10 protein-coding genes are annotated in these 12036 nt (G+C 65.6%); 7 read left to right on the top strand and 3 right to left on the bottom strand.

Annotated features, from left to right (window positions below):
- Positions 1-18 precede the first annotated feature (18 nt).
- The 6 genes from P6U29_RS17055 (at position 19) to P6U29_RS17030 (ending at position 8297) form a co-directional block, all read left to right on the top strand.
- The gene (locus tag P6U29_RS17055) at positions 19-906 is read left to right on the top strand and encodes an ABC transporter permease (RefSeq protein WP_407118644.1); all 888 of its coding nucleotides are present in this window, start codon (positions 19-21) and stop codon (positions 904-906) included.
- A 157-nt stretch (positions 907-1063) separates the two neighbouring features.
- A complete protein-coding gene (locus P6U29_RS17050; RefSeq protein WP_407118643.1) occupies positions 1064-2713 on the top strand; it encodes an ABC transporter ATP-binding protein in 1650 nt (549 codons plus the stop codon).
- A 297-nt stretch (positions 2714-3010) separates the two neighbouring features.
- Positions 3011-4516, top strand: a complete 1506-nt coding sequence (locus tag P6U29_RS17045; RefSeq protein WP_407118642.1) for a M81 family metallopeptidase — start codon at positions 3011-3013, stop codon at positions 4514-4516.
- A gap of 13 nt (positions 4517-4529) precedes the next feature.
- A complete protein-coding gene (locus P6U29_RS17040; protein WP_407118641.1) occupies positions 4530-5702 on the top strand; it encodes a M20 aminoacylase family protein in 1173 nt (390 codons plus the stop codon).
- On the top strand, positions 5695-7116 hold the full coding sequence (locus P6U29_RS17035; protein WP_407118640.1) for an amidase: 1422 nt from the start codon (positions 5695-5697) through the stop codon (positions 7114-7116). Before P6U29_RS17040 ends, P6U29_RS17035 begins: the two co-directional genes overlap by 8 nt.
- A 290-nt stretch (positions 7117-7406) precedes the next feature.
- Positions 7407-8297, top strand: coding sequence for a crotonase/enoyl-CoA hydratase family protein (locus P6U29_RS17030; protein WP_407118639.1), 891 nt, complete (start codon positions 7407-7409; stop codon positions 8295-8297).
- 105 nt (positions 8298-8402) lie between these two features.
- On the opposite strand, the gene P6U29_RS17025 is transcribed toward P6U29_RS17030, so the two are convergent.
- Positions 8403-9380 (bottom strand): NADPH:quinone oxidoreductase family protein, encoded by a 978-nt coding sequence (locus P6U29_RS17025; protein WP_407118638.1) that lies wholly within the window; start codon positions 9378-9380, stop codon positions 8403-8405.
- Positions 9380-9988, bottom strand: coding sequence for a 2-hydroxychromene-2-carboxylate isomerase (locus P6U29_RS17020; RefSeq protein ID WP_407118637.1), 609 nt, complete (start codon positions 9986-9988; stop codon positions 9380-9382). The genes P6U29_RS17025 and P6U29_RS17020 overlap by 1 nt, the downstream gene beginning before the upstream one ends.
- Positions 9989-10097: 109 nt before the next feature.
- Between P6U29_RS17020 and P6U29_RS17015 the strand changes: the two genes are divergently transcribed.
- Positions 10098-11120: a methionine synthase gene (locus P6U29_RS17015; protein ID WP_407118636.1), complete on the top strand. Its 1023-nt coding sequence runs from the start codon at positions 10098-10100 to the stop codon at positions 11118-11120.
- A 273-nt stretch (positions 11121-11393) separates the two neighbouring features.
- On the opposite strand, the gene P6U29_RS17010 is transcribed toward P6U29_RS17015, so the two are convergent.
- Positions 11394-12026: a hypothetical protein gene (locus P6U29_RS17010; protein WP_407118635.1), complete on the bottom strand. Its 633-nt coding sequence runs from the start codon at positions 12024-12026 to the stop codon at positions 11394-11396.
- Between the last annotated feature and the right edge of the window lie 10 nt (positions 12027-12036).

The raw sequence follows: 12036 nt of genomic DNA, 5'->3' as shown, positions 1-12036 counted from the left end.
GCAAGGATAAGAACACACATGTCGGTCGATACCCTTCCGCAGTCGTCCATTCCGATCACGTCGCCACTGCGGCCGCGCTTCGGATTCCTCACCTCGACGCCAATCATCGCCACGGCGACGGTCCTGCTCGCCCTCATCGTGGTGGTCTCGATCGTCGCGCCGCTGATCGCGCCGCATGATCCGATCCAGCTCGCGCCGTCGCAGCGATTGAAGCCGTCCTCGGCGCAATTCCTGCTCGGCACCGACGCTTACGGACGCGATCTCTTGTCGCGCGTGATCTATGGCGGCCGCATCTCGCTTCTGATCGGCATCGGCTCAGCGATCCTGTCGATCGCCATCGGGCTCGTGATCGGCCTCGTCTCCGGCTTCTTCAAGCTGGTCGATTCCGTCCTGATGCGCGTGATGGACGGCCTGATGGCGATGCCGAGCATCCTGCTCGCGATCGCCGTGGTGTCGCTGTCCGGCGCCAGCATCTGGACCGTGCTGATCGCGATCACCATTCCGGAGATCCCGCGCGTGGCGCGATTGGTCCGCTCCGTCGTGCTGTCGGCGCGCGAGGAGCCTTACGTCGAGGCCGCGATCTCGGTCGGCTCCAGCCTGCCGAAGATCATGTGGCGGCATCTGATGCCGAACACGATCGCGCCGCTGATCGTCCAAGGCACCTATGTCTGCGCCTCCGCGATCCTCACCGAGGCGATCCTCTCCTTCCTCGGCGCCGGCATCTCGCCGGAGACGCCGACCTGGGGCAACATCATGGCCGAGGGCCGCCAATACTTCCAGATCAAGCCCTCGTTGATCTTCTGGCCGGGCCTTTTGCTCTCGATCGCCATCCTCAGCATCAACCTGATCGGCGATGCCGCCCGCGACGCCCTCGATCCGCGCATGAAGCAGCGGGAGGGGAAGTGATTTGTCTCGCCGGCCTAGCCCCTTGTTCCGTCATTGCGAGCGAAGCGAAGCAATCCAGTCTGCGTCCGCGGACATATCTCTGGATTGCTTCGTCGCCAGCGCAAAATTGCTTTGCAATTTTGTCGCGGGCTCCTCGCAATGACGACGGAGTGACCTAATGACCAACACCGTTCTCGACATCAACAACCTCGTCGTTTCCGTCGGCAAGAAGCCGAAAGGCGCCAACATCATCGACGGCATCTCGATCCAGGTGCGCGAGCGCGAGACGCTGTGCCTCGTCGGCGAAAGCGGCTCAGGCAAGTCGGTGACCTCGCTCACCACGATGGGCCTGCTGCCGAAGGGCACGCTGGTTCCCACCGGCGGCAGCATCAAGCTGGTCGGCGAAGAGCTGCTCACCGCGACCGACCGCCGGCTGCGCCAGCTGCGCGCGACGCAGATGGCCATGATCTTCCAGGAGCCGATGACCGCGCTCAATCCGGTGGTGCCGGTCGGCCGCCAGATCGACGAGGTGCTGCGCGCCCATACCGATCTCGACGCGAAGGCGCGCAAAAAGCGCATCCTCGACATGATGGAGCAGGTTCGCCTGCCCCAGGTCGAGCGCATCTTCGCCTCCTATCCGCACCGCCTCTCCGGCGGTCAGCGCCAGCGCATCATGATCGCGATGGCGCTGGTGCTGGAGCCGAAGCTCTTGATCGCGGACGAGCCGACCACCGCGCTCGATGTCACCACGCAGAAGCAGATCCTGACCCTGATCCGCGACCTTCAGCGCGATCACGGCACTGCCGTGCTGTTCATCACCCATGACATGGGCGTGGTCGCCGAGATCGCCGATCGCGTCGCGGTGATGCGGCAAGGCCGCCTGGTCGAGACCGGGCCGCTCGAGACCGTGCTGCGCAACCCCACCATGGAGTATACCCGCAACTTGCTCGCCTCGGTGCCGAGCCTGGTGCCGCGACAGCCGCGCGAGGAGAGCCGCGAGCCGATCGTGCTGGAAGCCAACGAGCTCAGCAAGGTCTACAAGGAGCGCGCCTTCTTCGGCAAAGGCCGTGAGGTCGTCGCCGCCGACAAGGTCACGCTGACGCTGCGCAAGGGCCGTACCCTCGGCATCGTCGGCGAAAGCGGCTCGGGCAAGTCGACGGTCGCGCGCTGCATCGTCCGCCTGATCGATCCGACCTCGGGCGGCGTGCGCCTTGCCGGCCGCGAGATCGCCGACATCTCGCGCCGCCTGCTCCAGCCGCACCGGCAGAAGATCCAGATCGTGTTCCAGGATCCCTACCGCTCGCTCAACCCGCGCGTCACCGTCGGAGAAAGCATCGCGGAGGGCCCGATCAATTACGGCGTCGCGCACGCCGATGCGATGAAGCGAGCGCGCGAGCTGCTCGAGCTCGTCGGCCTGCCGGCTGATGCGGTGTCGCGCTATCCGCACCAGTTCTCCGGCGGCCAGCGCCAGCGCATCGCGATCGCCCGCGCCCTTGCGCTCGATCCCGACGTGCTGGTCGCGGACGAAGCGGTTTCCGCGCTCGACGTCTCGGTGCAGGCGCAGGTGCTGGAACTGCTCGATGAGATCCAGAAGCGGCTCGGCATCGCGATCCTGTTCATCACCCACGACCTGCGCGTCGCCGCGCAGATCTGCGACGAGGTCGTGGTGATGCAGCATGGCCGCGTCGTCGAGCAGGGCCCCGCCGCCGAAGTGCTGACGCATCCGAAGGAGGCCTACACCAAGGCGTTGCTGGATGCGGCACCGGGGCGCAGCTGGGACTTTGCGAATTTCCGGCCGGTGGCGGAAGGCGTGGCAGCGAGCCTGTAGCTCCACGTTCGGTGTCGTCCCGGCGAACGCCGGGACCCATACCGCGTGATCTATCACTTGCGGGTAGTGGGAATATCGAACGAAGAGTCTTCGCCAAACTTCTCCCTGGGGTGATGGGTCCCCGCGTTCGCGCGGACGACACTGAGAATGTGGAAGGGTCGCCGCTCACAAGGGGATCGCATCCGCAGCATTCCCAAAACGTCTTGACCCTATGCGCAGCGCGATTGCTTCCCGCCTTGCCCTCCTCGCAAGGCCAAGGCTAACGTCACGCACTCTGATTGCCTGGGACTTGAATTGATGACACGCATCGCCGTCGGCGGCTTCCTGCACGAGACCAACACCTTCGCTCCGACCAAGGCGACGTTCGCGGACTTCCAGCATGGCGGCGGCTGGCCGGCGATGACTGAAGGTGCCGACGTCTTGAAGGTGATGCGCCGCATCAATGTCGGCCTTGCCGGCTTCGTCGACAGCGCCGTGGCGAACGGCTGGGAACTCATCCCGACCATCGCCTGCGGGGCGAGCCCGTCGGCGCATGTCACCAAGGACGCCTTCGAGCGCATCGTGAAGGTGATGGTCGACGGCATCGCAGCCGCCGGGCCGATCGATGCGGTCTATCTTGACCTGCACGGCGCCATGGTGACGGAGCATCTCGACGACGGCGAAGGCGAGATCCTGGCGCGCGTGCGCCGCATCATCGGCAAGGATGTTCCGCTGGTCACGAGCCTCGATCTCCACGCCAACGTCACGCCCGAGATGATCGCGCAGGCCGACGCGCTGATCGCCTACCGCACTTATCCCCACGTCGACATGGCCGAGACCGGCCGCGCCTCCGCACGGCATCTGGCGCTGCTGCTAAAGACGAAGCAGCGCTTCGCAAAGGCTTTCCGGCAATTGCCGTTCCTGATCCCTATCAGCTGGCAATGCACCAACGACCAGCCGACCAAGGGCATCTACGAGAAGCTCGCCACGCTGGAGGGCGATGCCGTTCCGACCCTGTCCTTCGCGCCCGGCTTCCCCGCTGCAGATTTCCGCCATTGCGGCCCGAGCGTGTTCGCCTATGGCAAGACGCAAGCCGATGCCGACCGTGCAGCGGATGCGATGGTGAAGCTCATCGAAAGCCATGAGGACGATTTCGACGGCAAGATCTGGACGCCCGACGATGGCGTGCGCCATGCGATGGAGCTTTCCAAGAACGCAAGCAAGCCGATCATCATTGCCGATACCCAGGACAATCCCGGCGCCGGCGGCGATTCCGACACCACGGGCATGCTGCGCGCGCTGGTGCGCAACAAGGCGAGCGCCGCGACCGGCGCAATTTACGATCCGGTCTCGGCGAAGGCCGCGCATGCGGCCGGCGTCGGCGCGACCGTGACGCTGTCGCTCGGCGGCAAGTCGGGCATTCCCGGTGACGAGCCCTATCGCGAGACCTTTGTGGTCGAACAGCTCTCCGACGGCCGCTTCATCGCGCCCGGCCCCTACTATGGCGGCCGCGAGATGGAGATGGGTCCCTCCGCAGCCTTGCGCATCGGCGACGTTCGCGTGGTCGTTTCTTCGCACAAGGCCCAGCTCGCCGACCAGGCGATGTACCGCTATGTCGGCATCGAGCCGACGCGAGAGAAGATCCTCGTCAACAAGAGCTCGGTACATTTCCGTGCCGATTTCGAACCGATCGCGGAAAAGCTGATGATCTGCGCCGCGCCCGGCGCGATGCCGGCCGACACGGCTACCCTGCCTTGGACGCGCCTGCGGCCGGGCATCCGCATCAAGCCGAACGGCCCCGCTTTCAACCCTCCTTCACGCTAACCGGACAGGACACATGCCCACGATCGACCGCATCGACGGCTATGCCGACGAACTCACCGCCATCAGGCGCGACCTCCACGCCCATCCCGAGATCGGCTTCGAGGAGGTGCGCACCTCCGGCATCGTCGCCGACAAGCTGAAGAGCTGGGGCATCGAGGTGCATCGTGGCCTCGGCGGCACCGGCGTGGTCGGCGTCATCAAGGGCAAGGGCACGGGCAGCAAGCGCATCGGCCTCCGCGCCGATATGGACGCGCTGCCGATGGAAGAGAACACCAATCTGAAATGGAGCTCGAAAATCCCCGGCCGCTTCCACGGCTGCGGCCATGACGGCCACACCACCATGCTGCTCGGCACCGCGCGCTATCTCGCCGAGACCCGGAACTTCGACGGCACCGTGCACCTGATCTTCCAGCCGGCCGAGGAAGGCCTCGGCGGCGCCCGCGCCATGATCAAGGACGGCCTGTTCGAGAAATTTCCCTGCGACGAGCTTTACGGCCTGCACAACGCGCCCGACCTCAACCATGGCGAGATCGCGATCCTGCCCGGACCGGCGATGGCCAGCGCCGACTTCTTCGACCTCCGCATCACCGGCTATGGCGCGCATGGCGCGATGCCCGAGCGCTCCAAGGACGCGGTGATCATCGCGACCACGCTGGCGCAGGCGATTCAGACCATCGTCAGCCGTAACGTCGAGCCGCTGCAGGCCGCCGTCATCTCGATCACGCAGATCCATGCCGGCTCCGCCTACAACGTCATCCCCGGCGACGCGCACCTGTGCGGCACCATCCGCACCTTCTCGGATGAAGTCCGCGCCCTGGTCGCTGAACGCATCCGCACGATCTGTGCCGGCATCGCGGCTGCGTTCCAGTGCACGATCGAAGCCGACATCCGCGATACGTTCGGTGTTCTGGTCAACCAGGTCGAGCAGTCCAAGGTGGTCGAGGAGGTCGCCCGCACGATCGTCGATCCCGCCAACGTGATCACGCGCGCCCAGCCGAAGATGGGGAGCGAGGATTTTGCCGACATGCTGCAGACCGTTCCCGGCGCCTATTTCTGGGTCGGCCATGACGGCTCGGTGCCCGTGCACAATCCCGGCTTCGTGCTCGACGACAAGATCCTGCCGATCGGCGCCAGCATGTTCGCCCGCATCATCGAGACGCGCATGCCGGTGGGTGGCAATGCATAAAAAAAGCGCCGAGGACGCGGTCACCTCGCTGCACGATCTGTCCGCGGTCGATCTGATCGCGGGCTATCGCGCAAAACAGTTCTCGCCGAGCGAGGTGCTGGAGGACGTGCTCGCGCATGTCGCGGCGTGGGAACCGCACCTCAAGGCGCTCTATGCATTCGACCCCGACGGCGCGCGCGAGGCCGCCAAGGCCTCGACCGCGCGCTGGAGCGGCGGCGAGCCGTCCGGCGCGCTCGACGGCGTGCCTGTCACGGTGAAGGACAACATCGCGACCAAGGGCGTGCCGGTGCCGCTGGGCGCGGCCAGCGTCAAGCTCGTGCCGGCCGAGAAGGATGCGCCACCCGCCGCGCGGCTGCGCGAGGCCGGCGCGATCATCTTCGCCAAGACCACCATGCCCGATTACGGCATGCTGTCGTCGGGACTCTCCAGCTTCCATGCGCTCGCGCGCAACCCTTGGGACCTCTCCAAGAATCCCGGCGGCTCCAGCGCGGGCGCAGGCGCTGCGGCGGCGGCCGGCTATGGTCCCTTGCATCTCGGCACCGATATCGGCGGCTCGGTTCGCCTGCCCGCCGGCTGGTGCGGCCTCGTCGGTCTCAAGCCGAGCTTTGGCCGCGTACCGATCGACCCCACCTATGTCGGCCGCGTCGCAGGTCCCATGACCCGCACCGTCGACGACTGCGCGCTGATGATGAGCGTGATCGCAAAACCCGACCGGCGCGACGGCATGAGCCTGCCGGCCGAGCCGCTCAACTGGAAGGGATTGGAGAAGTCCCCGCGAAAGCTGCGCATCGGCCTGATGCTCGATCCCGGCTGCGGCCTGCCACTGGAAAAGCCGGTGCGCGAGGTCGCGGTGAAGGCCGCGAAGGCGTTCGAATCCGCGGGCGCCGTCGTGACGGAAGTCGACGGCATCCTGACGCGAGAGATGCTCGACGGCCTAGACAATTTCTGGCGCGCGCGGATGTGGGACGATCTGTCCAAGCTGACGCCGGCCGAGCAGGCCAAGGTGCTGCCTTATATCTCCAAATGGGGCGAGTCCGGAGCGAAGCTCTCGGGCGTCGAAGTCATCCGCGGCTTCAACCAGACCATGGCGATCCGCACGGCGGCGTCAAAGCTGTTCTGCGAACTCGACTATGTGATCTCGCCGACCGCGCCGAACGTAAACTTTCCGGCGGAGTGGGCCTCGCCGATCAACGATCCCATGAAGCCGTTCGAGCACATCGCCTATACCGTGCCGTGGAATATGTCGGAGAACCCGGCAGTCTCAATCAACGGCGGTTTCGACGCCAAGGGCTTTCCCATCGGCGTGCAGATCGTCGGCCGCCGCTTCGACGATATCGGCGTGCTTGGCATGGCCAAAGCTTTTGAGGGCTTGCGCGGCGCGCAGCGCCCCTGGCCGAAGCCGCCGGCGCAGTAGCGACGCGCAGTCATTCAACGCGCCCACTAACCGCAAGCCCGAACGACTTGCTTGAAGTATGCTGAGCTGTTGCTTCACCCTCCCCTGAAGGGGGAGGGTCGGTTCACATGGAGCGCAGCGACATGTGAGACGGGGTGGGGTGACGGTCTCTCGGCGCCCGACGGTGCCCGTGTGGAGAGATCACCCCCCGCTCGCGCCTCGCGCGACCGACCCTCACCCTCCAGGGGAGGGTAAAGAAGACTCAAGCCTCTGCCATCTGCGCAGCCAAAAACCAAGGGAAGGAAGCCACCATGGCGTATGAGACGATCAAGTATGAGGTCGCCGAGCAGATCCTCACCATCACGCTGAACCGGCCCGACAAGCTCAACGCCTTCAACGCGCAGATGCAGGCAGAGCTGATCGATGCGTTCGACGCCGCCGACAGGGACGACAACGTCCGCGCCATCATCGTCACCGGCGCCGGCCGCGGCTTTTGCGCCGGCGCCGACCTCTCCTCCGGAGCCGACACGTTCGACCGCGACGCGCGGCGCGGGCCGGTGAAGCGCTTGGCCAACGGCAAGGTCGACTACAGCGACCCGCAGGTGCGCGACGGCGGCGGCCAGGTGACCTTGCGCATCTTCAAGTGCCTCAAGCCGGTGATCGCCGCGGTGAACGGGCCGGCCGTCGGCATCGGCGTGACCATGCAGCTTGCGATGGATATCCGCATTGCTTCCGAGGCTGCGCGGTTCGGCTTCGTGTTCTCCCAGCGCGGCATCGTGCCCGAGGCGGCCTCGAGCTGGTTCCTGCCGCGCATCGTCGGCATCTCGCAGGCGCTGGAATGGTGCTATTCGGGCCGCGTCTTCCCGGCGCAGGAGGCACTAGCGGGGCGCCTCGTCAGCAAGGTGGTCCCGCCGGACGATCTGCTGCCGACCGCACGTGCGCTGGCAAAAGAGTTCGCCGCCAAGACAGCGCCGGTATCGGTCGCGCTGATCCGCCAGATGATGTGGCGCATGATGGGAGCCGATGATCCCATGGAAGCCCACAAGGTCGACAGTCGCGGCATCTACGCCCGCGGCCGCTCGGACGATGTGAAGGAAGGCGTGGTGTCGTTCCTGGAGAAGCGGCCGGCGCAGTTCAAGAACAAGGTGTCCACCGACATGCCGGACTATTTCCCGTGGTGGACGGAGCGGGAGTATAGGTGAGGCTCTCGTAGGGTGGGCAAAGGCGCTCTTGCGCCGTGCCCACCATCTATCGGCAACCGAAACCAGAATGGTGGGCACGCTTCGCTTTGCCCACCCTACGACACGTCACTCCATCACCAGCGCGACCCGCCCGATCGCCTTGCGGTCGATCAACAACCGCATCGCCTTCGCGTAATCCTGCAGCGGCAGGCGGTGCGAGACGTTGGGGCGCAGCTTGCCCTCCTCCGCCCATTGCAGCAGCGCCTTCAATCGGACCTCACCGAGCGCCGGATTTCTTCGCACGGCCTCCCCGGCGCGCACGCCGAGCACGCTTGCGCCCTTGATCAGCAGCAGATTGGTCTTGGCCGAGCCGATGCCGCCGGTGAAGCCGATCACCAGCAGCCGCGCGCCCCAGGCGATGCAGCGCATCGAGTCCTCGAAGACCTGGCCACCGACAGGGTCGAACACGACGTCCGCGCCGCGGCCATCGGTGATGCGCTTGACCGCATCGCGAAACGGCTCGCGGTCGTAGCGGATCAGGTGATCGGCGCCGCGCGATTTCGCGATGGCCAGCTTCTCGTCACTGGAGGCGGTGGCGATCACGGTCGCACCCAACATCTTGCCGATCTCGACGGCAGCAAGTCCGACGCCGCCGCCGGCGCCGTGCACCAGCAGCACCTCACCCGGCGCGACCCGGCCACGGTCGATCAGCGCGTGATAGGCGGTGCCGTGGCCCGCGAGATAGGTGGCGGCCTCGGCGTAGTCGAACGTGGAAGGCATCGGCGTGAGTTGGGCTGGCGTGACCACAGCTTCTTCTGTGAAGGCACCATGGCGCATCTTCACGATGACCTTGTCGCCGATGGCAACGGCCCTCGCCTTCGTGCCGACCTCCGTCACGTCGCCGGCAGCTTCCATGCCGGGCGTGAACGGCAGATCCGGCTTGAGCTGATATTCACCCGCGGCCATCAGCACGTCAGGAAAATTCAGCCCGGCCGCGCGGATGGCGACGCGCACCTCGCCCGGCTTCAGCGCGCGCGACGGAAACTCTTCCAGCAGCAAGCGCTCGGGCGCACCGAGTTCGCGGCAGACGACGGCGCGTACCATCAGGCTGCGCTCGCCTTGCGGCGCAGCAGCGCCTCGCGGATCAGCGGCAGGCGGTCGTTGCCGAAATACATGTCGGTCTTGCCGACGAAAATAGTCGGCGAGCCGAAGCCGCCGCGCGCCACGACTTCCTCGGTATTGGCCTTGAGCTGATCCTTGATGCTCTGTTCCGAAATGCCGGCGAAGAATTTCTGCTCATCGAGACCTACCTTCCTGCAGATCTCGGCGAGCACCGCATCCTGCGAGATGTCCTTGTCCGCGCCCCAATAGGTCTCGAACACCGCCGTCGCAAACGGCAGCATGTCCTTGCCCAGCCAGATGCAGCCGCGCATCGCCTTGACGCTGTTCACCGGAAACACCGTCGGCGGCATCTTGATCGACAGGCCGGCCGAACGCGCCCAGTCGTTGAGATCCTTCAGCATGTAGCGCGCCTTCAGCGGCACCGGCTTCTCCCGCTGCGCATAGACGCTCGGATTGACCGTGTTGAAGATGCCGCCGACCAGGATCGGCCGCCAGACGATCTCCGCGCCGAGCTCCTTCGCGAGCGGCTGGATGTTGTGGAACGCGAGATAGGTCCAGGGGCTGGAGCAGTCGAAAAAGAATTCGATCATGGCGTTTCCGGTCCGGCGCGCTGGGGTTCAGGACGACTTTTGTTGTTCTGTACCTCGACGTTAAGACATGGCAGGAAGGGGCGCAACACAACCTGCCGGGAGGGCCGCCATGCTGTTTCCAACCACGATCGCCGGCTCCTTGCCGAAGCCGGAATGGCTCGCCGAGCCGAACATGCTCTGGGCGCCCTGGAAGTCACAGGGCGAGGAGCTCCTGCGCGCCAAGCGCGATGCGACGCTGATCTGGCTGAAGATCCAGGAGGACGCCGGCATCGACATCGTCACCGAGGGCGAGCAGGCGCGTCAGCATTTCGTCCACGGCTTCCTGGAGAAGATCGAGGGCATCGATTTCGCCCACAAGGTCGAGATGGGCATCCGCAAGGACCGCTACAAGGCAATGGTGCCGCAGGTGGTCGCCCCGCTCCGCCTCAGGGGCCGCGTCCACGCCTTTGAGGCGCAAGTTGCGCGCACGCACACGAAGAAGCAGCTGAAATTCACCCTGCCCGGGCCAATGACCATCATCGACACCATCGCCGATCGCTATTATGGCGACCGCGTGAAGATGGCCTTTGCCTTCGCCGAGCTGCTCAACGAGGAGGCCAAGGCGTTGCAGGCCGACGGCGTCGATCTCGTGCAGTTCGACGAGCCGGCTTTCAACGTCTACATGGACGAGGTCAACGATTGGGGCATCAAGGCGCTGGAGCGCGCTGCGCAGGGGCTGACCTGCGCCACTGCCGTGCACATCTGCTACGGCTACGGCATCAAGGCCAACACCGACTGGAAGGAAACGCTCGGCACGCAATGGCGGCAGTATGAGCAGATCTTCCCGGCGATCGACGCGAGCCCGATCCAGCAGGTCGCGATCGAGTGCCGCAATTCCAAGGTACCGCTCGAGCTGCTGGCGCTGCTCAAGACGAAGGTCGTGCAAGCCGGCGTGATCGACGTCGCCAGCGACACGGTTGAGACTGCCGAGGACGTCGCGCAGGTAATCGAGGCGGTGTCGAAATTCGTGCCCAAGAGCAACATCATCGCCACCACCAATTGCGGCATGGCGCCGATGCGGCGGGAGATCGCGGAAGCGAAGCTGGCGGCGCTAGGCGCCGGCGCTGCGCTGGCGCGCGAGAAGCTGGGCTGATCACGATGTCGGCTCGGCTTGGCCTTAAAGCGCGATGCAATGAGTCTTGATCGCTGCAACAACGGAGGTGCGCTCCCTCTCCCGCTTGCGGGAGAGGGTTGGGGAGAGGGTGCTTCCGCAATGGGACAATCCCCGAGAGGAAAAAGCCTTCACCCGGCGCTTCGCCATAGCCGAGGCTTTGCCTCGGCGTCTCTTGAGATGACGGCCGCCAGAGGCGGCCTACACCTCTCCCGCAAGCGGGAGAGGTGAACGTGCCGCGGCAATCGATTCAAGCTAAAGCCATCCCGCTCTAGCCAACGCCGTCGGATGCAGCACGGGCTGATAGCCGGCGATGATCGCGCGCAGCGTGGAAGGCGGCGTCAGCAACATCGGTTGATCGGGCATGCATGCATGCGGCGCGTAGCCCGCTGGCGACCACAGCAGCGCCTTTCCCTGCATCACCAGAAAGCTCTCTTCGCCCTGCTGCACCATCGCGCCGTTGGGCAAGTCTGCCAGCGGCATCGGGAGCGGATGCAACCGCTTGCGGCCGAGATCGAGACGCTCCCGATGCAGAACGGCATCCATCGTCTTGGCGCTGACGTCGCTTGCACCATTCCCCGCTTCCCACGCAGCGCGAAATCGTTTGGCATCGTCACGCCGGCAGAAGAAGCAGGGCCGATGGCCTGCGGCGAAGGCCGTCGCCTCGTCGAGGAAGAACAGCTCGGTCCAGCTCCGCCCCGCCATCACCGGCCGCCGCCAGCCGCGGAATTCGCAGAGGCACGTGATCCAGGCCGGCGACGACCAGCGCTTGTTCAATAACGTTTTCGTCGCGGGATCGTGGATGATCCCGCGGTTGCCGGTGAATGTGCCGCGGTGTGGGGTGGCGATGATGTCGCCGGTGGGCGTGACGCGGTTTTGCAGGGGCATGCCGCGCCTT

The sequence above is a fragment of the Bradyrhizobium sp. LMG 9283 genome (genome assembly GCF_045571415.1).
Classification (GTDB): Bacteria; Pseudomonadota; Alphaproteobacteria; order Rhizobiales; family Xanthobacteraceae; genus Bradyrhizobium.
The sequence above is the reverse complement of the archived record's forward strand: the minus strand, read 5'-3'. Positions and strand labels throughout refer to the sequence as shown.